The 25,457-nt window shown below is 69.3% G+C and carries 24 protein-coding genes; 13 read left to right on the forward strand and 11 right to left on the reverse strand.

Features of this window, described 5'->3' with window-relative positions; genetic code table 11:
• Positions 1-18 precede the first annotated feature (18 nt).
• Positions 19-456, forward strand: coding sequence for an Lrp/AsnC family transcriptional regulator (locus FN821_RS02925; RefSeq protein ID WP_131171055.1), 438 nt, complete (start codon positions 19-21; stop codon positions 454-456).
• On the opposite strand, the gene FN821_RS02930 is transcribed toward FN821_RS02925, so the two are convergent.
• Positions 453-1,805 carry a dipeptidase gene (locus tag FN821_RS02930; RefSeq protein WP_241660064.1) on the reverse strand — a complete coding sequence of 451 codons (1,353 nt, stop codon included), beginning with the start codon at positions 1,803-1,805 and terminating at the stop codon, positions 453-455. The genes FN821_RS02925 and FN821_RS02930 overlap by 4 nt on opposite strands.
• Before the next feature lie 59 nt (positions 1,806-1,864).
• Here FN821_RS02930 and lnt point away from each other — a divergent pair, with 59 nt between their 5' ends.
• Genes lnt through FN821_RS02945 form a run of 3 tightly spaced genes read left to right on the forward strand, consistent with a single transcriptional unit; the run spans position 1,865 to position 4,822 of the window.
• Complete coding sequence (gene lnt, locus FN821_RS02935) at positions 1,865-3,451, forward strand: apolipoprotein N-acyltransferase (protein ID WP_131171056.1); 1,587 nt, start codon at positions 1,865-1,867, stop codon at positions 3,449-3,451.
• A complete protein-coding gene (locus FN821_RS02940) occupies positions 3,444-4,307 on the forward strand; it encodes a polyprenol monophosphomannose synthase (protein ID WP_131171057.1) in 864 nt (287 codons plus the stop codon). The genes lnt and FN821_RS02940 overlap by 8 nt, the downstream gene beginning before the upstream one ends.
• Positions 4,304-4,822: an FxsA family protein gene (locus FN821_RS02945; protein ID WP_131171058.1), complete on the forward strand. Its 519-nt coding sequence runs from the start codon at positions 4,304-4,306 to the stop codon at positions 4,820-4,822. The genes FN821_RS02940 and FN821_RS02945 overlap by 4 nt, the downstream gene beginning before the upstream one ends.
• A 5-nt stretch (positions 4,823-4,827) precedes the next feature.
• On the opposite strand, the gene FN821_RS02950 is transcribed toward FN821_RS02945, so the two are convergent.
• Positions 4,828-5,160 (reverse strand): RNA polymerase-binding protein RbpA, encoded by a 333-nt coding sequence (locus FN821_RS02950; RefSeq protein ID WP_131171059.1) that lies wholly within the window; start codon positions 5,158-5,160, stop codon positions 4,828-4,830.
• A 59-nt stretch (positions 5,161-5,219) separates the two neighbouring features.
• Positions 5,220-5,996, reverse strand: a complete 777-nt coding sequence (locus FN821_RS02955) for a glycerophosphodiester phosphodiesterase family protein (protein WP_241660065.1) — start codon at positions 5,994-5,996, stop codon at positions 5,220-5,222.
• Positions 5,997-6,043: 47 nt separating this feature from the next.
• Here FN821_RS02955 and pdxY point away from each other — a divergent pair, with 47 nt between their 5' ends.
• The gene (gene pdxY, locus FN821_RS02960) at positions 6,044-6,898 is read left to right on the forward strand and encodes a pyridoxal kinase PdxY (RefSeq protein ID WP_131171060.1); all 855 of its coding nucleotides are present in this window, start codon (positions 6,044-6,046) and stop codon (positions 6,896-6,898) included.
• A 15-nt stretch (positions 6,899-6,913) separates the two neighbouring features.
• Here pdxY and FN821_RS02965 read toward each other — a convergent pair whose 3' ends face one another.
• On the reverse strand, positions 6,914-8,434 hold the full coding sequence (locus FN821_RS02965) for a helix-turn-helix domain-containing protein (protein WP_131171061.1): 1,521 nt from the start codon (positions 8,432-8,434) through the stop codon (positions 6,914-6,916).
• Positions 8,435-8,500: 66 nt separating this feature from the next.
• On the opposite strand from FN821_RS02965, the gene lpdA reads away from it, so the two are divergent.
• A complete protein-coding gene (gene lpdA, locus FN821_RS02970) occupies positions 8,501-9,901 on the forward strand; it encodes a dihydrolipoyl dehydrogenase (protein WP_131171062.1) in 1,401 nt (466 codons plus the stop codon).
• 62 nt (positions 9,902-9,963) lie between these two features.
• On the opposite strand, the gene FN821_RS02975 is transcribed toward lpdA, so the two are convergent.
• A complete protein-coding gene (locus tag FN821_RS02975; protein ID WP_131171063.1) occupies positions 9,964-10,839 on the reverse strand; it encodes a carbohydrate kinase family protein in 876 nt (291 codons plus the stop codon).
• Entirely contained in the window at positions 10,839-11,756 is a 918-nt protein-coding gene (locus FN821_RS02980; RefSeq protein WP_131171064.1) for a pseudouridine-5'-phosphate glycosidase, read from the reverse strand. Before FN821_RS02980 ends, FN821_RS02975 begins: the two co-directional genes overlap by 1 nt.
• 51 nt (positions 11,757-11,807) lie before the next feature.
• Here FN821_RS02980 and FN821_RS02985 point away from each other — a divergent pair, with 51 nt between their 5' ends.
• On the forward strand, positions 11,808-12,377 hold the full coding sequence (locus FN821_RS02985; RefSeq protein WP_131171065.1) for an HhH-GPD-type base excision DNA repair protein: 570 nt from the start codon (positions 11,808-11,810) through the stop codon (positions 12,375-12,377).
• A 56-nt stretch (positions 12,378-12,433) separates the two neighbouring features.
• On the opposite strand, the gene FN821_RS02990 is transcribed toward FN821_RS02985, so the two are convergent.
• Complete coding sequence (locus FN821_RS02990; protein ID WP_131171066.1) at positions 12,434-14,128, reverse strand: FAD-binding oxidoreductase; 1,695 nt, start codon at positions 14,126-14,128, stop codon at positions 12,434-12,436.
• Between the two features lie 22 nt (positions 14,129-14,150).
• Complete coding sequence (locus FN821_RS02995; protein WP_131171067.1) at positions 14,151-14,930, reverse strand: SDR family NAD(P)-dependent oxidoreductase; 780 nt, start codon at positions 14,928-14,930, stop codon at positions 14,151-14,153.
• Between the two features lie 89 nt (positions 14,931-15,019).
• On the opposite strand from FN821_RS02995, the gene FN821_RS03000 reads away from it, so the two are divergent.
• The 4 genes from FN821_RS03000 to FN821_RS03015 all read left to right on the forward strand — a co-directional run bounded on the left by FN821_RS03000 (position 15,020) and on the right by FN821_RS03015 (position 20,492).
• Positions 15,020-17,275 (forward strand): HAD-IB family hydrolase, encoded by a 2,256-nt coding sequence (locus tag FN821_RS03000; RefSeq protein ID WP_131171068.1) that lies wholly within the window; start codon positions 15,020-15,022, stop codon positions 17,273-17,275.
• A 130-nt stretch (positions 17,276-17,405) separates the two neighbouring features.
• Positions 17,406-18,545 carry an MFS transporter gene (locus FN821_RS03005; RefSeq protein WP_131171069.1) on the forward strand — a complete coding sequence of 380 codons (1,140 nt, stop codon included), beginning with the start codon at positions 17,406-17,408 and terminating at the stop codon, positions 18,543-18,545.
• Between the two features lie 83 nt (positions 18,546-18,628).
• The gene (locus FN821_RS03010; RefSeq protein ID WP_131171070.1) at positions 18,629-20,116 is read left to right on the forward strand and encodes a DUF1846 domain-containing protein; all 1,488 of its coding nucleotides are present in this window, start codon (positions 18,629-18,631) and stop codon (positions 20,114-20,116) included.
• A 73-nt stretch (positions 20,117-20,189) separates the two neighbouring features.
• Positions 20,190-20,492: a helix-turn-helix domain-containing protein gene (locus tag FN821_RS03015; protein WP_131171071.1), complete on the forward strand. Its 303-nt coding sequence runs from the start codon at positions 20,190-20,192 to the stop codon at positions 20,490-20,492.
• A gap of 207 nt (positions 20,493-20,699) precedes the next feature.
• Here FN821_RS03015 and FN821_RS03020 read toward each other — a convergent pair whose 3' ends face one another.
• Complete coding sequence (locus FN821_RS03020; RefSeq protein ID WP_206661967.1) at positions 20,700-21,065, reverse strand: thiol-disulfide oxidoreductase DCC family protein; 366 nt, start codon at positions 21,063-21,065, stop codon at positions 20,700-20,702.
• A 14-nt stretch (positions 21,066-21,079) separates the two neighbouring features.
• Positions 21,080-21,637, reverse strand: a complete 558-nt coding sequence (locus tag FN821_RS03025) for an NADPH-dependent FMN reductase (protein ID WP_131171073.1) — start codon at positions 21,635-21,637, stop codon at positions 21,080-21,082.
• Positions 21,638-21,812: 175 nt separating this feature from the next.
• On the opposite strand from FN821_RS03025, the gene FN821_RS03030 reads away from it, so the two are divergent.
• On the forward strand, positions 21,813-22,955 hold the full coding sequence (locus tag FN821_RS03030) for a M24 family metallopeptidase (RefSeq protein WP_241660066.1): 1,143 nt from the start codon (positions 21,813-21,815) through the stop codon (positions 22,953-22,955).
• Between the two features lie 21 nt (positions 22,956-22,976).
• Here FN821_RS03030 and FN821_RS03035 read toward each other — a convergent pair whose 3' ends face one another.
• On the reverse strand, positions 22,977-23,702 hold the full coding sequence (locus FN821_RS03035) for a Crp/Fnr family transcriptional regulator (protein WP_241660081.1): 726 nt from the start codon (positions 23,700-23,702) through the stop codon (positions 22,977-22,979).
• A 115-nt stretch (positions 23,703-23,817) separates the two neighbouring features.
• On the opposite strand from FN821_RS03035, the gene dacB reads away from it, so the two are divergent.
• The gene (gene dacB, locus FN821_RS03040; protein WP_165489217.1) at positions 23,818-25,425 is read left to right on the forward strand and encodes a D-alanyl-D-alanine carboxypeptidase/D-alanyl-D-alanine endopeptidase; all 1,608 of its coding nucleotides are present in this window, start codon (positions 23,818-23,820) and stop codon (positions 25,423-25,425) included.
• Positions 25,426-25,457: the final 32 nt, after the last annotated feature.

The raw sequence follows: 25,457 nt of genomic DNA on the forward strand, positions 1-25,457 counted from the left end.
CGTGACACAATCCGCCCCATGGAAAGCATCGACCAGCAGATCCTCGGGCTCTTGTGTCGGGACGGCCGCATGTCCTACACCGATATCGGCCGCGAGACGGGGCTTTCCACGTCAGCCGCCCAGCAACGGGTGCGTCGGCTCGAGCAGCGTGGGCTCATCACGGGCTACCGCGCCATCCTCAATCCGGACGCCCTGGGCAAGCTTCTGACGGCCTTCGTCCAGCTGCGCGCGCTGGATCCCACCCGCGACGACCAGGTGCCGGACATCATCACCCCGCTCAAGGGCGTGATCTCGTGCTACTCGGTCGCGGGTCAGGCGTCGCACCTCCTGATGGTGCAGGTGGGCACGCCCGCTGATCTGGAGGCCCTGCTGACCCAGATCCGCCAGACGGCGCACGTGTCGACCGAGACCACGCTGGTGCTCTCGGTCCCGTTCCACGACCGGCCCTTGGTCTAGGCGTCGGCCGCCTGGGCGAGGCGGGTCAGCAGGAGAGCCTCTGCCACGGCCGCCTTCTCCAGGTCGTCCAGGTCGACGGACTCGTCCAGCCCATGCATGCGTGAGTCGGGATCGACGATTCCGGTGAGCAGCACCGCCGCCCGCGGGAACCGGTGCATCAGGTTGCCAGCCAGCGGAATCGACCCACCCATGCCCATGAACACCGGATCAACGCCCCAACTGTCGCGCAGGCACGCCACGGCCGTCTGCGCGATGTCGCCGTCGAACCTGAGCTGACAGCCGGCCGCGCCGGACTCCTCCTCGAACGAGATCCGCGTGCCGAAGGGCGCGTGGTCGACGAGGTGCTTCCTGAGGGCATCGAGGGCCTGCGAGGCGTCCTGGGTCGGTGCGATGCGCATGCTCACCTTCGCGCGCGCCCGGGGGACCAGCGTGTTGGAGGCGCCCTCGACCTTGGGGGCGTCCAGGCCGATCACGGTCACGGCGGGCTCGCCCCACAGCCGCTGGACGAGCCGTCCCCGGCCGATGAAGTCGACGCCGTGGAGCAGTCCGGACTCGGCCCGCAGTCGGTCTTCGGGGTAGTCCAGCTCGGCGACCGGTGTGCTGTCGAGCCCCGCGACGGCGACGGCACCGTCGGCGTCCCAGAGGCTGCCGAGCAGCCGGCACAGCGTCGTGAGGGCGTCCGGGACGGCCCCGCCGTACTGCCCCGAGTGCAGGGCGTGATCGAGCGTGCGGACCTCCACGACGAGATCGACGAGTCCGCGCAGCGACGACGTGAAGGCCGGACGCCCCACGGCCCAGTTGCCCGAGTCCAGGATGACGAAGGCGTCGGCGTCCAGATCGTCGGAGAACTCGTCGAGGAAGGCGTCCATCGTCGGCGAGCCGACCTCCTCCTCGCCCTCGATCAGCAGCGTGACGCCCACGCCGAGCTCGTCGCCCAGGGCGCGCAGCGCAGTCAGGTGAACGGCGATCGCCCCCTTGTCGTCGACGACGCCGCGTCCGTACAGCCGGCCGTCGCGTCGTGTGACGGTGAACGGATCCGACGTCCAGCTGGACGCCTCGCCCGTGGGCTGGACGTCGTGGTGGGCGTAGAAGCAGACCGTGGGCGCTCCGGGCGCGGCCGGACGCTTGGCGATCACGGCGGGCCGGCCACCCGGCACCGACACGATGCGGACGTCGGCCCAGCCGAGTTCGCGGACGAGGCCGGCGACGGCCTCCGCGCTGGCGGCCACGTCGTCGGCATGGTCGGTCGCCATACTGACCGACGGGATGGCGACGAGCTTGGCCAGATCGTCGAGGGCCTGGGGGAGTTCGCGCGCTACGGCGGCGCGCACGTCAGCAATCGAGGTCACGATCGAAGACACTACGCCCAGACGGCGTCCCGGCGCCCGAGCCGGTTACCCTTGCCGACGTGAAGAGCGAGCCAGCGACGAGGGCGCCGTCCGGGTGGGTCCTGTTGCCGTTCGCCCTCGGCGGGGGTTTGGTCGGCTCGCTCGCCTTCGCCCCGTTCTCGTGGTGGCCGGCGGCCTTCGTGGCGGTGGGGGTGCTAGCGGCCGTCATCGGCGCGGCCCCGCGTCTGCGGGCTGCCCTCGGCCTCGGCCTGGCCTACGGCTTGGCGTTCAACCTCGTCACGATCCGCTGGCAGATCCTCATCGAGGTCGGCTCCTACCTCGGGCTGGCATTGCTCGAGGCGCTGTTCTTCGCCCTCCTGGGCGGCTTGTTGTGGCTGGTGCGTCGGCTGAGGTGGGCGCCGCTCGCAGCCGCCTGCTGCTGGGTGCTGGTCGAGGCGCTCCAGGCCCGCGTCCCGTTCGGCGGCTTCTCGTGGACTCGACTCGGCTACGCCGTCGTCGACACGCCGCTGTCCGGCCTCTACCCCCTGGCGGGGGCGGCGCTGGCCAGCTTCGCCGTCGCGCTCGTAGCGCACACGGCGGTCTGGGCTCTGTCCGGACGCCGCAGGCGCGAGTTCCTCATGGCGGCCGGCGTGGCGGTGAGCGTCCTGGCCCTCGGTGCTCTGGGCACGCTCGTCCCGACGACACCCACCAACAGACCCACGATCGACGTGGGCTGGGTGCAGGGCGGTTCTGGTGGGGGCGGCTTCTACGGGCTGGGCGAGCCGGGGGAGACCACGCGCCGCCACGCGGCCCAGACGCGGGTCTTGCTGGGGGATGCCGACGCCGGACGCGTCGCGAAGCCCGCCTTCATCGTCTGGCCCGAGAACGGCACCGACAACGACCCGCTGCTGGACCCGACGACCAACAAGATCGTCGCGGACGTGGTGGCGGACGCCGGCGTCCCGCTGCTCCTCGGCGTCCCGACCACCGGGCCCGGCCCGGGGGAGCGGCAGACCACGGACCTGTGGTGGACGAACGCCGGCATCGGGGCCCGCTACGACAAGCGCAATCTCGTGCCGTTCGGCGAATGGATCCCGTTCCGTGACGTTCTGCTGCCCCTGATCCCGACGCTTCAGGTCATCGGCGATCAGGCCATCCCTGGCACGCTGCCGGGGGTGCTGAGCGTCCAAGACGCGTCCGGCAACCCGCTCAAGGTCGGGGTGGCGATCTGCTACGACGTGGCCTTCGCCGACACGATGGCCGACGCCGTCACCCACGGCGCCGAGGTCATGGTCGTGGGCAGCAACAACGCCATGTTCCAGGGCAGCCCGCAGATCGAGCAGCAGTTCGCGATCACCCGGGTGCGCGCCGCCGAGCTGGGCCGCCAGATCCTCGTCGTGACCGTCTGGGGGCTGACGGGCCTGATCGGCGAGCGCGGCGAGATCACCATGCGCGCCCCGCTGCAGGACGCGGCGTCCGGCGTGGTCAGCCTCGTGCGCTCCGACTCTCGCACCCCGTACGTGCTCGGCGGCTGGGTCTTCGAGTGGGTGGCGGTTGCGTTGGCCCTAGCCGCCGCGGTCGCAGGGGCCGTCGCCGGACGCGTCCGCGCGGGTGACAGAATGGCGGCGCGATCCGAGCCACAAGAAGGGGACAGCACACATGGGTGACGACTGGTCGCTGGGCACGATCTTGGTGATCGTCCCGACGTACAACGAAATCGAGAACATCGACATCGTGACGTCCCGGCTGCGCGCTGCAGTCCCACAGGCTCACATCCTGGTGACCGACGACAACTCGCCGGACGGCACCGGACGCCGCGCGGACGAGCTGGCCGCCGCCGACGATCACCTTCACGTGCTGCACCGCCAGGGCAAGGAGGGGCTGAGCGCCGCCTACCTGGCGTCCTTCCGGTGGGGTCTCGAGCGTGATTACGGCGTCTTCGTGGAGTTCGATGCGGACGGCTCGCACCAGCCCGAGCAACTGCCCCGCCTGCTCGAGAGGCTGAAGACCGCCGACATGGTGAAGGGCTCGCGGTGGGTCAAGGGCGGCAGCGTCGTGAACTGGCCGAAGTCGAGGGAGCTGCTGTCCCGCGCGGGCAGCGTTTACACGCGCGTCATGCTGGGCATCCCGGTCAAGGACATCACCGGCGGGCTGAACCTGTTCAGGCGAGCCACCCTCGAAGCGATCATCGACGACATCCATGCCGGCGGCTATGGCATTCAGCGCGACCTGACGTGGTGGGCGCATCGCAAGGGCTTCCGCATCGTCGAGGAGCCGATCGAGTTCATCGAGCGTGAGCGCGGCCAGTCGAAGCTCGGCGGCGACGTCGTGGTCGAGGCCCTCAAGCGCACGACCCTGCTCGGCCTCGACCATCGCGGCGGGCAGCTCCGGGACGCCGCCGCGAAGGCCCTGCCGGTCGCGAAGCGGGCGGTGGGCGATGCGGTGTCGTTGGGTCGGGCGGTGCTGCGGACGGGCGTCCACGCGGCACAAGACCTCACGCGAACGGGGCGAGACAAGGCATGAGGCGCTCCACCTGGGTGCTGGTCGGACTCGGCTGCCTCGCGATCGCCGAAGTCGCGGTGCTGGCCGCGGTCGGTCAGCGGATCGGGGCCCTGCCTCTGGTCGGCATCTTGGTGGCGGAGGCGCTCCTGGGCGGCTGGCTGGTTCGCCACGAGGGCTCCAAAGCGTGGGCGTCGTTGCGAGCCGCGCAGGCCGATCCGGACCGACGCGGTGCTGCACTGACCGACGCGGCCCTGGTTCTGGTCGGAGCGCTGTTGATCATGCTGCCCGGTTTCATCTCGGACGCCGTCGGCGCGCTGTTCTTACTGCCGCCGACCCGCGGCGTCGCGAAGGCCGGCGTTGTGGGCCTCTTCCGCTCGCTGACCAGGAAGTATCGGGATCAGGCCGACTTGCTGGCCACTCGCGTCGATCGGGGTTCGGTGGTGGAGGGGTCCGTCGCGGACGCGTCCGCCACCGACGAAGCGGCGCGTCGGCGTCCGAACGAGACCGAGGTCATCAAGGGCGAGATCGAGCCCTGACAGCGTTACTGCTGGCCGCGGAGCTCCTGAAGCCGCTCGGCGAGGATTTCCTCAAGCTCGGGGATCGAGCGGCGCTCCCGCAGCATGTCCCAGTGCGTGCGCTGGTGCTTCGCCTCCTTGGCCTCGGCCCGGCTGCCGTCGGAGCGCAACGCGGTCTGGCCGCAGCGGGGGCATTCCCACTCGAGCGGGAGCTCGGCTTCCTCGGCGAAGGTGCGCGAGAAGTGATGCCCGTTGGGGCAGTCGAAGTCCAGGTCCTGGCGGGCGGCTAGTTCGACCCCGGATGAGTCGGCGAGGCTCTTCGAGCCAAGCCCGCGTCCCCTGAGCGCCTTGTCGGCCATGATCAACTCCTAGCGTGAGAACTACTGGGGCCAACGTCGCCGGGACGCCGTTTGTTCCGTCAGGCGCCCGTCCAGAGGCCGCGCTCGACGAGGACGTCCTTGAGCAGGACGATGTCGTCGCTGACCAGGCCGTCGACACCCAGGTCGATCAGGCGATGCATCTCGGAGGCGTCGTTGACGGTCCAGACGTGGACGACGCGTCCGGCCCGGTGTGCGGCCGTGATGAGTGACGGTTTCACGATGAGGACGCCCGTCTTCTCGTCCCGCACCGGCACCTGCAACGCCTGACCCGGGGGAGCCACTACGCGGCGTCCGCCGGCAGCGAAGGCGTACCAGATCACGCCCAAGGGGTCGACGGACGTGGCGACGGAAGGTCCGGCCAGGCGGCGGAACCGCCGAATCCGGCGGGTACTGAACGAGCCCACGCACACCCTCCGCTCCGCGCCGTGCCGTGCCAGCGTCTCCGCCAGCGGGGCCACCGCCCCGTCGGCCTTGAGATCGATGTTGAAGCGCGTCGTGGGGAAGGCGTCCAGCAGCTCGTCAAAGGTGGGGATCGGCTCGACGCCGCCGATGCGAGCGGCCCTGACCTCACTCCACGGCAGCTGAGCGATCGGGCCCGAGGCGTCCGTCACGCGATCCAGCAGGTCGTCGTGGAAGGCGACGAGCACGCCGTCAGACGTCACGTGGACGTCGGTCTCGAGATGGCTGTAGCCCATCTCGACTGCCGCGCTGAACGCCGCCAGCGTGTTCTCGGCGGCCTCGCCGGCGGCCCAGCCACCCCGGTGCGCCAGGGCGCAGAAGCCGGGCGGAAAGTAGGAGAAGTCGCGGGCGCGCACGGCCACAGACTAGGGGCACGCCGTCGGGGAGGGCAGAATGCATCCTCGTGACCAAGATCGTCTCCATCCAGTCGTCCGTCGCCTACGGCTACGTCGGCAACAGCGCCGCCACCTTCCCGCTGATGCGGATGGGCTGCGAGGTGCTGCCCGTCTACACCGTCCATTTCGCGGCGAGCACCGTCTACGGCCCGCCGAGCGGCCCGATGCTGACGCCCGACCAGGTCGGGGCGGTCGTCGGCGGACTGGACGCCCTCGGCGTCCTGTCCGATGTGGACGCCGTGCTGTCCGGCTTCCAGGGCGCCCCGGCGATGGGAGCTCGCATCCTGGAGTCGGTCCGGACCGTCAAGGCGCGCAGCCCCAAGGCGCTGTACTGCTGCGATCCGGTGATGGGCGATGTCGAACGCGGCTTCTACGCCCTGCCCGGCATCCCCGAGTTCCTGCGCGACGAGGTCGTGCCGTTCGCCGACATCCTGATCCCGAACCACTTCGAGTTGAACTACCTGGTCGGACGCGAGACGTCCACGACGGCCGACATCATCGCGGCTGCCCGCGAGCTGTCGGCGCGTGGGCCGGGTGTCGTGGTGGTCACGTCCGCGGTGACGTCCGACGCGCCAGCCGACGAGATTCACATGCTCGCAGTTGGCGCGGACGGTGCCTGGCGCGTGGCGACGCCCCTCATCGACCGGTCGTTCACGGGCTCGGGCGACGTGACGTCGGCCGTGTTCCTCGCCGAGACGCTGCGGGGTGCGAGCGTGCCGGACGCCCTGGCGACGACGGCCGACGTCGTGTTTGGCCTGTTGGAGAAGACCACCCAGGCCGGGACCCGCGAGCTAGCGCTGGTCGCCGCCCAGGACGAGTTCGTCAGCCCGAGCCACGACTTCGCGGTGACCCGGCTCGACTGAGCCGACTGAGGCCGATCAGCCGACGAAGGTCTCAATCTTGGCGCCGAGCTTGTTGAGCCGGTTCGCCAGGTCCTCGTAGCCACGGTTGATGACGTAGACGTCGCGTAGCAACGTCGTCCCGGACGCCGCCAGCGCGGCCAGCAGCAGGCAGACCGCCGGGCGCAGTGCGGGCGGGCAGACGATGTCTTGGTTGCGCCAGCGGGTCGGACCCTGTACCAGCAGGCGGTGCGGATCAAGCAGCTGCGTGTGGGCCCCGAGCTTGTTGAGCTCGACGAGGTGGATCGCCCGATTCTCGTAGACCCAGTCGTGGATGAGGGTGCGTCCCTCAGCCATGGCCGCGATCACGGCAAAGAACGGCAGGTTGTCGATGTTGAGCCCGGGGAACGGCATCGGGTGGATCTTGTCGGACGCCGCGTGCAGCTTGCTGGGGTGAATCGTGATGTCGACCAGGCGGGTGTGACCGTTGTCGGCCGCGTACTCGGGGGACAGGGTGTACCGGAGGCCCATCTCGTCCAGCACCGAGAGCTCGATCTCGAGGAACTCGATCGGCGCCCGCTGGATCGTCAACTCGGAGTCGGTGACGATCGCCGCCGTGATCAAGCTCATGGCCTCGATGGGGTCCTCCGACGGGGACGCCGTGACGTCGGCGTTGATGCGCTCGCGTCCCGTGACCGTCAGGGTGGTGGTGCCGATGCCCTCGACGGTGACGCCCAGCTGCTGAAGGAAGAAGCAGACGTCCTGAACCATGTAGTTGGGGGAGGCGTTGCGGATCATCGTCGTGCCCGGGTACAGGGCGGCGGCCATCAGGACGTTCTCGGTGACGGTGTCGCCGCGCTCGGTGAGCGTGATCGTCCGGAGCCCGGTGCCGACCTCGGCGACCTGCGCCTTGTACCAGCCCTCGGTCGCGTGCACTTCAAGCCCGAAGCGCTGCAGGGCCTGAAGGTGCGGCGTGACGGTGCGCGTCCCGAGGTCACAGCCGCCGGCGTACGGCAGCCGGAACTCGGGGAAGAGGTGCAGCAGCGGGCCGAGGAACATGATCACGCTGCGGGTGCGCCGCGCGGCGTCCACGTCCATGGACTCCAGGTCCAGCACGACGGGCCGGATCAGCTCCAGCTCGGTTCGGTCGTCGGACCACGTCGCCTGGACGCCGATGCTCTCGAGCACCTCCAGGATCCGGTTCACCTCTTCGATGCGGGCGATGCCGCGCAGGACGGTGCGGCCCTCGTTGAGCAGCGATGCGCACAGCAGCGCGACGGCCGCGTTCTTCGAGGAGCGCACGACGATCGAGCCGCTGAGTTTCGTGGGACCGGTGATGCTCAGGTTGACGGCCGGAACCTTGCCGTTGTCGGCAGGATCCATCAGCGCGCTGGCATACCGATTCAGCAACGAGAGGTCGGGATTTCGCTCGCCGATCTCGATCTGATCGATGGCTCGGACGCCGACATTGAGGGCCTGCGCGATGCTCTGCTTGCTCAGCCCGCGCTGGTTCCGGACGTTGCGGAGCAGACTGCCGAGGCTGCTGGGAGTGTCGCTCACGTTGCGTGAGTCTACCCGAGGGACACCTTCACCCCGTCCGGTGCCCGCGTGGCTAGAGTGACACCCATGAGTTCTCACTTCGACGTCGTCGTCCTCGGCGCTGGCCCGGGCGGCTACGTAGCCGCGATCCGGGCGGCCCAACTGGGTCTGAAGACCGCCATCATCGAGAAGGAGTACTGGGGGGGTGTCTGCCTGAACGTGGGCTGCATTCCCACGAAGTCCCTCCTGCGCAACGCGGAGATCGTGAACATCCTGAACCACGATGCCGAGATGTTCGGCATCTCCGGTGACTTCACCTATGACTACGGCAAGGCCTACTCGCGCAGCCGTGAGGTGTCCGACCGCATGGTCAAGGGCATCCATTTCCTGATGAAGAAGAACAAGATCACCGAGATCCACGGTTGGGGGACGTTCCGCGACGCCAAGACGATCGCGGTGGCGTCCGATGACGGCTCGACCAGCGACGTGACGTTCGATCACTGCATCATCGCGGCCGGCGCGACGGTCAAGCTGCTGCCGGGCACCCAGCTGTCGGCCAACGTCGTCAGCTACAAGGAGCAGATCCTGGCCGATTCGCTGCCGGCGTCCATCATCATCGGCGGCTCGGGCGCCATCGGCACCGAGTTCGCCTACGTGCTCAACTCGTACGGCGTCGACGTGACGATCGTCGAGTATCTCGACCGCATCGTCCCGCTGGAGGACGCCGACGTGTCCAAGGAGCTGGCGCGCGCCTACAAGAAGCTGGGCATCACGGTGCTCACCGGCACCGCGGTCAAGACCGTCGAGGACACTGGCAGCGGCGTCCGGGTGACGGTGGAGCCCGCCAAGGGCGGCGAGCCGCAGGTCCTCGAGGCCGAGAAGATGCTGCAGGCCATGGGCTTCGCGCCGCGCACGCAGGGCTTCGGGCTCGAGAACACCGGCGTGGCGCTCACCGAGCGCGGCGCGATCGCGATCGACGACTACATGCGGACGAACGTCCCTGGCATCTACGCCATCGGCGACTGCACCGCGAAGATGATGCTCGCGCACACCGCCGAGGCCATGGGCGTGGTCGCCGCCGAGACCATCGCCGGTCATCCGACCGAGCCGATCGACTACGACATGATCCCGCGTGCGACCTACTGCCAGCCGCAGATCGCGTCGATGGGCTACTCCGAGCAGCAGGCGAAAGACAAGGGCTACGACGTCAAGACGGCGAAGTTCCCGTTCTCGGCGAATGGCAAGGCGTGGGGGCTCGGCGAGGGCGTTGGCTTCGTCAAGGTCATCGCGGACGCCAAGTACAACGAGATCGTCGGCGTCGCCATGATCGGCCCCGAGGTCACCGAGCTGCTGCCCGAAATCGTCCTGGCCCAGAAGTGGGACCTGACGGCCGAAGAGGTCGGCCGCACGATCCATGCGCACCCGACGCTGTCCGAGGCCATCAAGGAGGCCATGGAGGGCATCGCGGGGCACATGATCAACCTCTGATCAGCGCCTGAAATCAACGACGGACGCCCCGGCTGGGGCGTCCGTCGTGGCGTTCTTGGCTGCTACTTCTCCGTCGCGCCGGCCCGGCCGATGACGCGGGCGGCTAGCGCGTGCGCCGCGGCCACATTGCGCTCGGGGTCGTCGCCGTGGGCGAGCAGATCGGTGAGGTAGCCCGCGTTGAAGGCGTCCCCGGCACCGGTCAGGTCGCGGACGACAGCCACGGGCGGGACAGGGATCGTGGCGAGGAGGCGTCCGGCTCGGAACACGCGGGTCGGCTCAGAGCCAGCCCTGGCAAGGAGCGTTGCACCGCCGAGGCGGGGGAGTGCTGGCCCCGGCTGCCCCTGAGCGGTGAGGCCGAGCAGCTCGGACTCGTCCGCGTTCGCGGTGACGATGTCGGGGCGGAGGCTCTCGACCAGACCCAGGAAGCGGTCGACGCCGTAGTGCTGGATCAGTCCCACGGACGAGACGTCGAAGCTGAGCCGACCGCCAGCGGCCCGCACCACGGGCAAGGCCGCGCCGACGGCGTCCGGCGTGCTGCCGGAGGCGAAGGAGTAGGCGGTGACGTGGACGAGATCAAGGCCCGTGAGCCAGTCCGGGTCGATGGTCTGGAGTTGTTCGGACGCCCCGCGCGAGGGATACATCGTCCGTTCGCCGTCCGGGGCGATGAGGACGACGATCATGCCGGTGCGTCCGCGGGTCTGCAGGCGAACGTCGACGCCGCGCTCGGTGAGTTCGCGGCCCAGGACGAAGCCGCCGAGGTCGTCGCCGACGCACCCGATGAACCGCGTTGGGTAGCGGGACGCCGCGAAGGCGGCCACATTGGCGCCGGATCCGCCGCGGGTCATGAAGACGTCGGACGCCGTGTCGGTACCGGGGCGGTGCTCCTCGCGCTGCCAGACGACGACGTCTTGGACGACGTCGCCGATGACGCCCAGCATCAGGCGCCGACCACCAGGGCGGTGGCGACCTGGGCGGCGAGGGCGACGTTGTTGCGATAAAGGGCAACGTTGGCGTCCAGGCTGCGTCCGTCGGTGGCGCGGCGGATGTAGTCGAGCAGGTACGGCGTCAGTTGCTGTCCGTGGACGCCGTCGCGTTCGGCGTCCGACCACGCGCGCTGGATGACGGCGTCCAGCTCGTGGGGATCGAGTTGTTGATCGGCCGGGACGGGATTGGCCACCAGGACGCCTCCGGCGGCACCGAGCCCGCGATGCACGGTCAGCAGCCGGGCGATTTGCTCGGGCGATTCGACGCGCGCGCCGACGGTGTAGCCCGAGTCGACCACATAGAAGCCCGGGTACGAGTTCGTGCGGTAGCCGACGACGGGCACCGACAGGGACTCGAAGCGCTCCAGGGTGGCCCCGATGTCCAGGATCGCCTTGGCGCCCGACGAGATCAGCACGACGGACGTGGTGGCCAGCGCGTACAGGTCGGCGGACTCGTCGAAGTTCTCCGACGCACCATGGTGGACGCCGCCCAGGCCGCCCGTGGCGAACACGTCGATGCCCGCGGCCCGGGCCAGGAAGGCGGTCGCGGCGATCGTGGTGCCAGCGCTGGCGCCGGTGACCGAGGCGATGGACAGCTCGCGGATGCCGGCCTTGATGACGGCGTCGTCGTGGGCCAGGTCGTTGATCTGGTCGGCGGACAGGCCGACGGTCGGCGTCCCACGATGGACGCCGATGGTCGCCGGAACTGCGCCGGCGTCCCGGACGATCTGCTCGCCCTCCAGCGCCACCTCGACGTTGCGCGGCCGCGGCAGCCCGTGGGTGAAGATCGTCGATTCGAGCGCGACTACGGGGCGTCCGGACGCGACGGCCTCGGCCACCTCGGACGAGACGGACAGGTACGGATTGGTCATGGGCCCATTATCTCATGTCGGCCCGCCGAGGCTCCCACGTAAGCTGCGGGCATGACCCGCACCATGCACCTGACCGGGGACGCCGCCGCCGACGAGCTGCTCGCATCCGACGCCAACGCCTTGCTTCTGGGCATGCTGTTGGACCAACAGTTCCCCATGGAACGGGCTTTCCAGGGTCCGGCGATCATCGCCGAGCGGCTCGGTCGCCTCGACGTCGCCGAGATCGCCGGAATGGACCCGGAGGCGTTCACCGAGCTCTGCTCCCGGACGCCCGCGGTGCACCGCTTCCCGGCGTCGATGGCCCAGCGCATCCAATCGGTGTGTCGCGTCCTGGTGGACGAGTGGGGCGGCTCGGCGGCGAGTCTGTTCGACGCGCCGACGGGTGCCGAGCTGAAGAAGCGCATCAGCAGCCTGCCCGGCTTCGGCGACCAGAAGTCGAAGATCATGGTCGCCCTGCTCGCCAAGCAGTGGGGGATCGCGCCCACGGGTTGGCGCCAGGCCGCCGGGGACTACTCCCTCGACGGCTTCCGCAGCGTGGCAGACGTCGTCGACGACGCGTCCCTTCAGAAGGTCCGCGAGACCAAGAAGGCCGCCAAGGCCGCCGCGAAGGCGTCCGAGTAGGAATTGCGCTCGCCCGCCCGCCGATGGGCGAGCGGGCGAACGATTTGATCCGATCCCTATCGCGGGCTGGGCAGCACCTTGTCCGGGTTGAGCCGGTTCCCCGGATCGGCCGACGCGAACAGCCCGGCCATCAGCGCGACACCCTCTTCGGAGAGGTCCTGCTCCATCCATGGACGGTGCTCCACGCCCACGCCGTGATGGTGCGACAGGGTCGCGCCCGAGTCCATGAAGGACTGCTGAATCGCCGACTTGACGGCGTCGTATTGGCTGAGCGCCCCGATGCCCTCGTCCGCCACGAACGCGAACGTGAAGTAGAGGCAGGCGCCGGCGTGGTAGCTGTGCGACATGTGGCACATCACGAAGCCCTTGCGTCCCAGTTGCTCCAGCGCCGCGTGAGCGGCCGCCTTGGCCTTGCGGTGCACCTCGGCCAGCTTCGACCACGGCGCGGCCGTCTCGGACACGTCACCCACCGTGTTGCGGTCGAGCAGGAAGTCGCGGATGTAGGGGGTGTCGAACTTCTTCTGGTCGTACATGGCTCCCGGGCCGCCGCCCAGCACGATGCCCCCGTGCCGACCGACGATCGCCTTGACGACGTCCTTCTCGCGGTCGTTGTGCTTGGCCGAGCCCTCAAAGCAGCAGTAGCTGATGCACATCGCGTTGGTGTCCCAGCCGCGCAGCCGCAGGTAGTCCCAGAGCCGCTCCTGACCGAAGGACGCCACCTTCTTCAGGGGCGTGGTGGGCGCCTTCAGCGTCGACAACGAGAAGCGCGTCTCGTCGGCGTCCGAGATACGCGTGAAGACCGGGTGTGCCTCCGAGCGGGAGATCTCGTGCATCGCCAACAGCCCGGCCTCCCAGGTCGGGAACATGTAGGCCACGACTTCGCGCTTGGCCGGCAGCTTGTGCACCTGGATGGTGACCTCGGTGATGATGCCGAGGCGTCCCTCCGACCCGATGATCATCTCGCGCACCGACGGGCCCGTCGACGTCGACGGCAGGTCGCGCAGCGTGACGACGCCGGACGGACGCACCAGGTGCAGCCCCTTCACGATGTCGGCGATGTCGCCGTACTTGTCGCTCTGCATGCCGGACGAGCGCGTCGCTACCCAGCCGCCGAGGGTCGAGTAGGTGAACGAGTCCGGGACGTGGCCCATGGTGAGTCCGCGGGCGGTCAGGGCGTCCTCGAGGTCCGGGCCCAGGATGCCGGCCTGTACGCGCGCCAGCCCCGAGTGGGTGTCGACGTCGAGCAGGCGGTTCATGCGGCCCAGGTCGACGGTGACGACGACGCGCGTCTCGTGGTCCTCGGCCTGCAGCGAGCCCGAGATGGACGTGCCGCCGCCGAACGGGATGACGACGAAGTCGCGTTCGGACGCCAGCGCCAGCACACGCTGGACCTCGTCCTCGCTGCCGGGGTAGACCACCACGTCCGTGACACGGCTGAAGTTGCCAGCGCGCGTCCGGATCAGGTCGCGCACGCTGCGTCCGGCCCAGTGGACGATGCGCGCCTCGTCGTCGGTCAGGGCGAACGCGTCGCCGACGATCGCGGCCAGCGCCGCGACATCATCGACGGACGCCTTGGTGGCGGGCACGTTGAGCTCCGACAGGGCCGGCGGACGCACGACCTTGGCCGTGGCCAGATCCAGGCCGATGTTGGCCAGCACGAAGGGCGCGAAGCCGGGCTTGTTCTCGTAGTGGAAGTCCGGGATGCCGTCGTAGCCCCAGCCCCACCACTTTTGATGCTTCACGTCTGGCATGGTCGTGTCCCTTCCTGGGTGGTCAAGCCGATTCGTTGCGCCGGGCAGAACTGAGCATGCCTGACAGGCGGCGGACGAGCGAACGGGGTGCGTGGCGCAGCACGCGGTGGATGAAGCCCCAGCGTGCCTGCGGCACCGAGATCACTTTGCCGCGCTCGACATCGCGCAGGCAGTCGGCGACGAGCTGATCGGCGTCCATCCAGAGCGGACCGGGGATCGAGCTGCCCTTGATGCCCGCCCGCTCGTGGAACTCGGTGCGGACGTACCCGGGGCACAGCGCGCATACTCGGACGCCCGAGCCGCGCAGCTCGACCGCCAGCGACTCGGTGAGCGTGACGACGTAGGCCTTGATCGCCGAATAGTGGCCCTGGGTGACGAAGCCTGCGATCGAGGCGACGTTGATGATGGTTCCGTGTCCGCGGGTCCGCATGGCGCGTCCGGCGACGCCCTGCAGCAGGACCACCGTGCGCATCATCACCTCGGCCGCGCGGTCGTGCTTCTCCATGCTGGACGACAGCAGTCCGGCGCCGACAGAGAACCCCGCGTTGTTCACCAAGACATCGACCGGCCGGGACGAGTCACCGACGCGATCGGCGACGCGCTGCGCGTCTGGACGCTCCGCCAGGTCCGCCACCAAACATTCAACCTGGACGCCGTGGGCGGCGGCGAGCTCGTCGGCGACCGCCTGCAGGCGGGCCTCGTCACGGGCCACCAGCACCAGATCGTCGCCTCGGGACGCCAGCGCGCGGGCGAAGGCGAGGCCGATCCCGGACGTGCCGCCGGTCACGCAGGAGGTGGTCATGAGCGAGCAAGATACACTACGGTGCCGTAACCGAATGATCGTTCGGTGCTCAGACACGCCGACCTCGAACCTCCACGAAGGGAGCCAGCGTGCCGTCCAGCTCGACACCTGCCGACACCCCCGAACGTCGCCGCATCCTACTGACCGGCGCCACCGGCTTCGTGGGTCAGGCCGTGCTCCTGGCCCTGCTCGAGACGTCCACCGACGTTGACGTGGTGGCCGTCGTCCGGGGCAAGAAGGGGGAGGACGCCGCGGCGCGCCTCGCCGGATTGCTGGACAAGCCGGCCTTCTCGCGGTTCGTCGAGTCCCGGGGCGGCGGGTCGGCACGCGCCGAGTTCGCGCGCAGGGTCACCGTCATCCCCGCCGACCTCAGTGGCCTGGACGCCGACGCGGCAGCGGTCGCCCAGTTGCGCGACGGCGGACGCCTCAGCGCAGCCGTGCACTGCGCGTCGGCCGTCTCGTTCGACCTGGCGATCGACGAAGCCTTCGACACCAACGTGGGCGGCGCGTTGGGCCTCTATCGGGCCCTCGCGGCGTCCGGCCAGGACCCCCATGTCGTCCACGTCTCGACCGCGTACGTCGGCGGGTCGGCGCGCGGCCTGCGCACCGAGGGGCCGCTGGCGCACCGCGTCGACTGGCGCTCCGAGCAAGCGTGGGCCACGGCGTCCAGGAACGACGCAGAACTCGCCTCGCGCTCCGCGGACGCGTTGGCGCGACACCTGCGCCGTGCGGCTCTCGTCCACGGCAAGGAGGGCCCGAACGCCGTCGCCGCCGCAGCGGAAGAGGCGCGTCGGGCGTCCGTGCAGGACGGCCTGGTCGAGGCCGGACGCCTCCGCGCACAGACCCTCGGCTGGACCGACGTCTACACCTTCACCAAGGCGATGGCCGAGCGGGTCGCCGAGACCGAGTGGGCGGGCCAAGGTCATCGGCTGTCGATCGTTCGCCCGTCCATCATCGAGAGCTCGCAGTCGTGGCCCTACCCGGGCTGGATCGACGGCTACAAGGTCGCTGATCCGCTGATCATGGCCTACGCGCGCGGCATGCTGCCCGAGATCCCGGCGCTGCCGGACTCGTTGCTGGACGTCATCCCGGTCGACATGGTGGTGGGAGTCATCGTCGCGCTCGCCCTCGGCCTGACCGAGCGCACGGGCACCGACGCCTACTACCAGGTGGTCTCCGGCACGACGAACCCGCTGCCGTTCCACACGATGGTCGACAGCGTCCACGACTACTTCACGGTCAACCCGCTGACCGACGAGAAGGGTCGCCCGATCAAGGTGCCCCGCTGGACCTATCGCCGCGGTCACCTCGTCGAGCCGATCATCGCCCTGCAGGAGTCCGGCGTCCGGCTGGCCGAGGGCGTGGCGACCGTGGTGCCGCGCCGCAATGCGCGCCGCTGGGCGGGCACCCTGCACAAGCAGCGCACGGGCCTGACGACGCTGCGCAAGTTCGTCGAGCTGTACAAGAACTACACGCGCACCGAGCTGGTGTTCGACGATGCGCACACGCGGGCCTTGCTCGCCGAGCTGGGGGAGCGCGCCCCGATCTCCTTCGACGTGGCCTCGGTGAACTGGCCGACGTACTTCACGGATCACCATCTGCCGGAGCTGGTCAAGCTCACCTCGGACTACTCCGCCAAGAAGAAGGCCGACCGCGCCCGCCGCGCAGGCGTCGAGGACCTCGAGGTGACGCCAACCGCGGCGGCGGTCTTCGACCTGGACGGCACGGTCTCCTCGGCCACGGTCGTCACGCAGTTCCTGGCCCTGCAGGGGGCGCTCCGCGGTCCGCTGGGCCAGGGCCTGCAAGCGGCGTCCATCGCCTGGAACTCACCCGCCTACCTGGGCGCAGATCGTCGCGCCCGCAGCACCTTCCTGCGCACGTTCGCCCGGCGCTACGCGGGCATCGGCGTCCAAGAACTGTCGGACGCCGTCTCCGGCCGGTATGCCCGTTGGCTACGCAAGACGCTGCGTCCTGAGGCGCTCGAGCGAATCGAGGCGCACCGGGCGGCCGGGCATCGGACGGTGCTCGTGACCGGTGTGCCGGCGCCCTTCGTCGCGGCGCTCGCCGACCTGTTCGACGAGATCGTGGCGACGCCGCTGGAATCGACAGATGGCGAGCTGACCGGCTACCTCGGGGGCCCGCCGGTGGTCGACGAGGCGCGGGCGGCCTGGCTGCTGCGCTACGCCGCCGAAAAGGGACTGGACCTCGCGGCGTCCCACGGCTACGGCGACAGCCAAGCCGACGTCACCTGGCTGTCGTTGCTCGGGCACCCGCATGCCGTCGACCCAGACCTCGGGCTCTACGCCGAGGCGAAGCGCAATCGCTGGCCGATCCTGGAGTGGTGAGAGTCGGTCTGTCGTCCGGGTCCGGGGGTCTGCGTCAGGCTCGGCTGAGTCGATGGAGGCCTGGGCTGGCGACAGCCGGCGTCCGTGGGCGACATCAAGGCCGCGCGCCGGCCGAGGATAGAGTCCGCCCGTGCGCCGCTCCCTGACCATGGCCGCAGGCCTCGGCTGGGGCCTGCAGTTCGCGTTTCTCTCACCGGCGCTGGCCCTCGTGCTCGTCTCGGTCTTCGGGGCCTCGGACGCCCAGGTCGGGCTGGTGTTGGCCATCGCCAACGCGGCCGGACTGGCGGCGTCCATCGTCCTGCCCCTCCTGGCCGACCGGGCGCGGGACTACGTACGGCCCATGATCCTGTGCGCCGTCCTGACGCTGGTCCTGGCGGGAGCGCTGTCCCTGGCCCCGTCGCTCGTCTGGGCCACCGTCGCCCTCGTGGTGCTCGGCGCGCCAGCCGGGGTCGGCAACGCCCTGCTGTTCGCGCACGTCCGGCACAGCGGGGCGACGACCGCCGAGACCATGAATGTGCGGGCGGCTGTCTCCTTCGCGTGGGTGGCCGGCCCGCCGATCGCCTCGTTCGTCATGGCAGCAGCCGGTCCTCGCTCGGTGTTCGCGCTGCTGGCCGGGGTGGCCCTCTACAACCTGGTGCTGGCGGTGCTGCTAGCCCGCGGGGGACGCGTCCCGGTGGGGGAGAGGCCCGAGGTCAGCCCGGACGCCCCGCCCGCCAGGGTGCACTGGGCGATCGTGGTGACCGTGATGGCCGTGTTCGCCGTGCTGCAGGCCACGAACACCGCCGGCGTCGCTGTCATGAACCTGCTGGTGACGACGATGGGTGAGTCCATCGCCTGGGCCGGAGTTGCGCTAGGCCTGGCCGCCGGCCTCGAGGTTCCGGCGTTGATCCTGATCGGACGCCTCGGGCACCGCTTCTCTGCCCTATCGCTGCTCATGGCGGGCTGCGTCGTCGGAGCGACCTACTACGGGCTGGTCGCCTTCGGCCACGGACTGGTGCCCCTGCTGGCCGGCCAGCTGCTCAACGCGGCCTTCTACGCCGTCGTGGCCGGGATCGGCCTCACCTACTTTCAAGGCATCGTCGATCGGCCCGGCCTGGCGACGGGTCTCTACATGAACGCCAGCCGGCTCGGATCCATCTTCTCCGGTGCGATCATCGCGGGCGGCACCGCCACCGGGCTGGGCTATGCGGGGGTGTACGCGCTGAACGGCGTCCTCACCGTCGTCGCCTTGGCGGTCGTGACGGTCCTGAGACTGCGGGCCAAGTCCTAGCGCACCAATCGGCCAAGCCAACGGCGACGGCGTCCGGCTGCTCGTATGATCCAGCGGGAACAGCGAAGCAGGGGAGTGCGGACGTGAAGATCGGCTTTGACCGGGAGAAGTACCTCAGCCTTCAGTCCGAGCACATCGAGGCTCGTCGCAAGCAGTTCGGGGGCAAGCTCTACCTGGAATTCGGGGGCAAGCTGTTCGACGACATGCATGCGTCTCGGGTCCTGCCGGGCTTCACGCCCGACAACAAGATCGCCATGCTCGAGACGATCGCCGACGAGGTGGAGGTCGTCATCGCGATCAGTGCGACCGACCTCGCCCGCAACAAGGAGCGCGCCGACCTCGGCATCGGTTACGACGCGGACGTGCTGCGGCTGATCGACGCCTTCCGCTCGTACGGGCTGTTCGTCGGCAGCGTCGTCATCACGAAGATGACCGAGGACAACCGCATCGCCAAGGCGTTCAAGCGCAAGCTCGAGCGACTGGGGCTCAAGGTGTATCGCCACTACCCGATCAAGGGCTACCCGAACGACGTGGCCACGATCGTCAGCGAGCACGGGTACGGGCGCAACGAGTACGTCGAGACGACCCGCGACCTGATCATCGTCACCGCGCCGGGTCCGGGCAGCGGCAAGATGGCGACCTGCCTGAGCCAGCTCTACCACGATCACCAACGCGGTCTGGCTTCGGGCTATGCCAAGTTCGAGACGTTCCCGATCTGGAACCTGCCCCTGGATCACCCGGTCAACGTCGCCTACGAAGCCGCCACGGCCGACCTCGACGACGTCAACATCATCGATCCGTTCCATCTGTCGGCCTACGGCCAGCAGGTGGTCAACTACAACCGCGACGTCGAGATCTTCCCGGTGCTGAACGTCTTGTTCGAGCGGCTGATGGGGCAGTCGCCCTACAAGTCGCCCACCGACATGGGCGTCAACATGGCGGGTTACTGCATCAGCGACGACGACGCCTGCCGTGAGGCGTCCAAACAAGAGGTCATCAGGCGCTATTACAAGGCCCTGGTGGAGGAGCGGCGCGAGGAACTGGAGCCGTCGGCGTCCGAGCGGGTGGCCATCCTGATGGGGAAGCTCGGGATCAAGCCGGAGGACCGTCCGGTGGTGCGTCCGGCACTGGACCTGGAGAAGCGCACGAAGGCGCCGGCGGCGGCCATCCAGCTTCCGGACGGCCGCATCGTGACCGGCAAGACGTCGGCCCTGCTGGGCAGCTGCTCGGCCATGCTGCTGGACGCCCTCAAGGCGCTCGCCGGGATCGATCCTGCGGTGAAGCTGCTCGCCGAGGAGTCGATCGTGCCGATCCAGACCCTGAAGACGCAGCACTTGGGTAGCCGAAACCCGCGGCTGCACACCGACGAGGTCCTGATCGCGCTGTCGGTGAGTGCCACGACGGACGCCAACGCGCGAGCCGCCCTGGCGCAGCTGCACGAGCTGCGGGGCTGCGACGTGCACACGACGGTGATTCTTGGCTCGGTCGACGAGGGGATCTTCCGCAGCCTGGGCGTGCATGTCACGAGTGAGCCGGTCTATCAGTCTAAGAAGCTGTATCGGAAGCGTTGACTTTAGATCGCGTATGCGCGTCATAACTGCGTTTTAGGTAGCATATGCGCGACGTAATGACTACCATGACGTCATGGCTACGCAACCGACCCCGTCCGGCACGCGGACGGCTGCCGCGACGTTGGGTGGGAACCTGGCCACGTGGCGTCGCCTCCTCGGGCTGCCTGCGGCCGTGGTGGCCGAGCGGGCCGCCATCTCCAGAAGCACACTAAGTCGGTTAGAGAACGGCGACGTCGGGGTCGGCCTCGAGGCGCTGCTCAATGTCGCGGCGGCTCTGGGCATCCGAGAACAAATCGTGACGGCCACGGATCCGTACGAGTCGGATCTGGGACGCGCACGTGCGGATCAAACGGTGCCCAAGCGGGTGCGGGGATGAGCGAGAAGGTTGACGTCTATGTTGCGCTCGGTGGCGACGACGTCCACGCAGGCACGATGCATGTGACGACCTCAAGGGTGCTGAGTGTGACGTTTCAGTATTCGTCGTGACATCGAACTCCTGGAGCCAGCTTCACATATGACCGATAATTGACATTATGTCACAACGAAGCAACGCCTTCAGGCCTCCTCCGCCACGTCGGACGGACTAGGCGTCGGGCGCGGGCGGCATCGCGCACACCGCCGTGCCACCTGGTAGCCGATGCCGATGCCGGGCGACAAGCCGATAGACCACCTGGGCCACCTCCCTGACGCCCCGCGCCATCAACACCCGAGCCGCGAGCCGAGTCGGCAACGGGCCCGTGGCCAGGGCCGAGGCGACGGCGTCCGAGCCCCAGGTGACTCTTCCGTGCTCATCGATGAAGGGGATCTCCCGTCGCGCCCGGTCCGGGTCCACGCCCGATGCCCTCAGGGTCGCGGGAAGGCCGGGGACGACCGCGCACTCGCAGCCCAGCTTGCCGACCCAGCCAGCGGCCCGAGTGCAGAAGCCGCAGTCCGGGTCGTACAGGAGCACTCCTCCCGCCACGCTCAACTCGCGGCGCTCAGCTTCCTGGCCAGATCGACAAGCTGGTTGAACAGATCAGCGAGGTTCTTGTTCTTCAGGTCGGACTCCTTGACCGCCCCGTCCGCGATGTCGGTGAACAGCGACAAGTTCACTTCGGCGCGCACGGTGGGCGCCGAGAAGTTCGACAGGATCGCTCGCCAGTGCTCGATGGCGCGGACGCCTCCGACGGCCCCGTAGCCGACGAGGCCAACGGGCTTGCCCACCAACTCCGGACCGACGGAGTCGATGGCGTTCTTGAAGGCTCCAGGAACGGAGTGGTTGTACTCCGGCGTGACGAAGACGAAGGCGTCGCAGGCGTCCAGTGCGCCGGACCATGCCTGCACGGCCGGCGAGGCGTACTTCTTGCCGGCCATCATCGGCAGGTAGGCGCCTTCGAACAGCGGCACGTCGAAAGACTTCAGATCCACGACGACCCAGTCGATGCCTCCAGGGTGGGTGGCAGCCTGCTGGGCGACCCACTCCCCTACGCCGGCCCCGACTCGGCCCTCGCGGATCGACCCGATGACAATCCCTACCTGCATGGTGCACCTCCACGTATTGGAGCCAGCATTGACGCACTGGCGTCGCGGGCGATCAGCAGTCCGGATGATGAGCCTGGACGCACCCTCTTTGGAGGATCATTGCATGGCGGCGCAGTCCACGCCCTCGGGGATCGTACAAGCGCTGCCGGGCGGCGCTTCCGCTAGCGTTCGACTCGTGATCGCCAACGACGCGTATGCCCTGTCCTGGACGCCTGATCTGGATCGCTATCTGTCCCGGATTCGGCGTCTCGCCGACTCTGCGGCGAACGAGCAACTGGACGCCGTCGTGCTGGTCCCCGGCCCTGACCTGCTGTACTACGCGGGACGCGACCAAGGGTCGTACGAGAGGCTCACCGCCCTCGTGATCCGTCCTGGCCGGGACCCCCTCCTGGTGGTCCCGGCGCTGGAGGCGCCCGGCTGGGCGCAAACCACGCTCGCTGGCGCGCTGGAGGTCACCGCCTGGTCGGACGGCGAGGACCCCTACAAGCTGGTCGCTCGTGCCCTGCCCCGAGTCGCCAAGGTCGCCGTCGACGATCATGTGCCAGCGCTGCACCTGCTCAAGCTCAATGCGGCACTCGAGCCGAGTCAGGTCCGGCTCGCGAGCGTGCTCACGGCGCCCCAGCGCCGCATCAAGGAGTCCGAGGAACTCGCTGCCCTGGCCGCGGTGGGCCGCGCCAACGACCGCGTCCAGCAGGCGGTATCGCAATGGCTGCGGCCCGGCCGCACCGAGGCAGAGGTCGCCTCAGACATCGCCGCGGCCCTCGTCCACGAAGGACACGCCCACGCGGACTTCGTCATCGTGGCGTCCGGAGCCCATGGGGCCAGCCCGCATCACGGCTGCTCCGACACGGTGATCCTCGACGGCGACCCGGTCGTGATCGACATCGGAGGCCCGGCTCCGTCCCGCTACAACTCGGACAGCACCCGCACCTACTGCCTCGGCACCCCCCGCGACCCCGACTTCGCCGCCGTGCACGCGCTGGTCGTCGCCGCCCAGGAGGCGGGCTTCCAGGCCGCCGTCGAGGGCGCCTCCTGCGCGTCCGTGGACGCCGCAGCCCGCCGCGTGATCGCGAACGCGGGCCTCAGCGAGCACTTCATCACCCGCACCGGCCACGGCATCGGGCTTGAGGTTCACGAAGAGCCCTATCTGGTCGTCGGAAACGATCAGCCGCTCCTGCCGGGGATGGTCTTCAGCATCGAGCCGGGCGTCTATCTGCCCGGGCGCTTCGGCGTCCGGATCGAGGACATCGTGGCGATCGACCAGTCCGGACGACCCATGCGCCTGAACGCCAGCCCCAAGACCTGGACCCTCAGCTAGCCGCCAGGGCTGTCGCCGCGGCTACCCCGAGGCCGCGCGCAGGGCGTCCGGCTCGTAGATGACGAACGAACGTCCGCTGACGCCGATCAGCCCTTCGTCCGCCATCCGGCCAAGCTCGCGCGTCATGGAGGCCCTCGACACCACGAGGACGTCGGCCAACTCCTGGCGCGTGAGGCCGAGCACGACCACCCCGTCCGGACCCGCGTTGCGCAGCAGGTAGTACGCGAGCCGCTCGCGCAGCCCCCTCCGGGTCAGCAGTTCCACGCGCCCGCTCATGTGCCGAGCCCGCTCGGCGAGGATGCGTGTGCAGTTGTGCAGGAGCCGCAGCCGGGTCTCATCGGCACCTCCCCCGGCGACGAGGGCGGCGGCGCGGACCGCAAGCGCCCGGACGTCCGAGACGGCGTGGACGTCCGCGGGCCAGCGTGGCGACGAGCCGAAAGCCGTGACTGCTCCGCACGCGCCGCCGGCGCCGACGACATCGACGATCTGGCGACTCCCATCGGGACGGGTCCGGGCTACGTCGAGGCGTCCGGTCAACACGACAAGAAACTCGCTCTGGGACGACCCGGCCAGCGTCACGATCGACCCACGCTTCCAGTCGGCGAGCCGGGCGTAGCCGGCGGTCATCATGACGGCGAGGTCTTTGGGGCTCAGTCCCCTGCCGAACTCCGACGCCAAGAGGACGCGTCGCTCATCCGGCGTCAGCGGCTGCGAGACGAGGCGGGCTAGCTCCCCTTCATCCTGCATCACGTGCTCTCCTGTCCGCCGACTGCGACCCGGACCCTACCGAGACCCGCGGTAAGGTGGCGACACCGTTGCCAACAGGAGAACGATGGTCCATCACCCCCGCTCGAAACGCTGCGTGTCCGCCCTGGGTATCGGCGGCGCGGCGCTGAGCCTGCTGGCGGGCTGCGCGGTGCAGCGGTACAGCCCGTCCGCGGGTCCGTCGACGCCCCAGTCGTCGCTATCGACACCAGGGACGCCGAGCGCGGTCGCGACGTCAGTCTCGGTTCAACCGAGCAGCCCGGCGCCCTCCCCCACCGTGACGTTCGCGGCGGCCGATCCCGCGCTAGCGGCCAAGCTGGCCGGTCTGCTGACCACGGCCGCGACGCCCAAGCCGGCCCCGGTCCCGTCGGTCCTTTCCGTCGTTGTCGCGGACGCCTCCGGCGGCGCACCCCTCTACGCGAAGGGCGCCGAGGCGGCCCTGATCCCGGCGTCCACGCAGAAGGTGCTCACGACCATGGCCGCCCTGTCGATCCTGGGGCCCCAGTACCGGTTCAGCACCACGGTGTCAGCAGCCGCGACGCCCGCCGACGGCGTCCTGACCGGAGACCTGTACCTGCAGGGTGACGGGGATCCGACCACCGACGAGGCCGACTACGCGGCTCTCGCCAGCGCCGTGAGCGCGGCCGGCATCAAGAGGGTCACCGGGTCGGTCATCGTGGACGCGAGCGCCTTCGACGACGTCGACTACAACGACAACTGGGGCAGCCCCTTCCCGAATGTGTCGCGCCCCCCGGTCGAAGCGCTGACGGTATCCCCGGCGACCGTGAGTCGCCTCGGCTCGGTCCGTCATGTCGGCTCGGTCGAGGTGAGCTACGCAGGGGCCGCGACCGAGGGCAAGCCGGCCGTCGTCACGCTCAAGCCTGCGTCGGCGTCCGCGTACGTGAAGATCGACAACAAGTCGAAGACCACCAAGGCCGGCAGGAACCTCATCAGCCTTGCCCGAGCCCCGGGCTCGAACACGATCACCGTGACGGGCTCGCTCGCCGTCGCGAATCCGGCGGTCGTCTGGCCCATGACGGTCGAGAATCCGGCCCTCTATGCGGGGGCGGTCTTCAAGAGCGCCCTCGCGAGCGCTGGAGTCACGGTCAAGGGGGCCGTGGTCCGCGGGACGAAGCCGGCCGACGCCACCCAGCTGGGTGCCCACCAGTCGGCGCCGTTGTCGCAGATCGTGCACGACACGCTCAAGGAGTCCAACAACGGCTACGCCGAGCACCTCGTCAAGGCGTTGGGGCGTACCCCCACTTCGCCGGGCTCCTGGGCGAGCGGCACCGCCCGCGTCCGCGACTGGCTCTCCAGCAGCGGCATCCCCACCGACGGCATCGTCCTGCTGGACGGGTCGGGCTTCTCGGGGGGCAATCGGGTCAGCGCCCGGACGCTCGTCGGCGCCCTGCAATACGCGCGCGGCCAGGCCTGGTTCAACGCTTTCTACGACGGCCTGCCCGTCGCCGGGGTCGACGACGTGGACGTGGCGGGCACCCTCGCCAAGCGGCTGGTGGGCACCCCGGCCGCCGGCAATCTGCGGGCGAAGACGGGGACGCTCAACGTTTCGCGGTCGCTGGCCGGCTACGTGACCGGCGCGGACGGGCGACCCTACGCGTTCGCGATCATCGGCAACGACAAGCTCTCCTCCGTCCTCGCCTACGAGGACGCCGTAGCCATTCTGCTTGCCACCTGGCGTTCCTGACAGCGCACGAAGTGTTGCCCCGGCAACAGACA

It is taken from the genome of Propioniciclava tarda, from assembly GCF_900182665.1.
GTDB classification, from domain to species: Bacteria; Actinomycetota; Actinomycetes; order Propionibacteriales; family Propionibacteriaceae; genus Propioniciclava; species Propioniciclava tarda.

What these genes read in the sequence shown, in the direction of transcription:
- FN821_RS02985 (WP_131171065.1), top strand. Translation starts at nt 11,808, where the DNA reads ATGACCCGCACCATGCACCTGACCGGGGACGCCGCCGCCGACGAGCTG.
- FN821_RS02980 (WP_131171064.1), bottom strand. Translation starts at nt 11,756, where the DNA reads ATGACCAATCCGTACCTGTCCGTCTCGTCCGAGGTGGCCGAGGCCGTC.
- FN821_RS02995 (WP_131171067.1), bottom strand. Translation starts at nt 14,930, where the DNA reads ATGACCACCTCCTGCGTGACCGGCGGCACGTCCGGGATCGGCCTCGCC.
- FN821_RS02990 (WP_131171066.1), bottom strand. Translation starts at nt 14,128, where the DNA reads ATGCCAGACGTGAAGCATCAAAAGTGGTGGGGCTGGGGCTACGACGGC.
- FN821_RS02925 (WP_131171055.1), top strand. Translation starts at nt 19, where the DNA reads ATGGAAAGCATCGACCAGCAGATCCTCGGGCTCTTGTGTCGGGACGGC.
- FN821_RS03015 (WP_131171071.1), top strand. Translation starts at nt 20,190, where the DNA reads ATGGCTACGCAACCGACCCCGTCCGGCACGCGGACGGCTGCCGCGACG.
- FN821_RS02940 (WP_131171057.1), top strand. Translation starts at nt 3,444, where the DNA reads ATGGGTGACGACTGGTCGCTGGGCACGATCTTGGTGATCGTCCCGACG.
- FN821_RS02975 (WP_131171063.1), bottom strand. Translation starts at nt 10,839, where the DNA reads ATGCTGGGCGTCATCGGCGACGTCGTCCAAGACGTCGTCGTCTGGCAG.
- lpdA (WP_131171062.1), top strand. Translation starts at nt 8,501, where the DNA reads ATGAGTTCTCACTTCGACGTCGTCGTCCTCGGCGCTGGCCCGGGCGGC.
- FN821_RS02945 (WP_131171058.1), top strand. Translation starts at nt 4,304, where the DNA reads ATGAGGCGCTCCACCTGGGTGCTGGTCGGACTCGGCTGCCTCGCGATC.
- FN821_RS03035 (WP_241660081.1), bottom strand. Translation starts at nt 23,702, where the DNA reads ATGCAGGATGAAGGGGAGCTAGCCCGCCTCGTCTCGCAGCCGCTGACG.
- FN821_RS02950 (WP_131171059.1), bottom strand. Translation starts at nt 5,160, where the DNA reads ATGGCCGACAAGGCGCTCAGGGGACGCGGGCTTGGCTCGAAGAGCCTC.
- FN821_RS03025 (WP_131171073.1), bottom strand. Translation starts at nt 21,637, where the DNA reads ATGCAGGTAGGGATTGTCATCGGGTCGATCCGCGAGGGCCGAGTCGGG.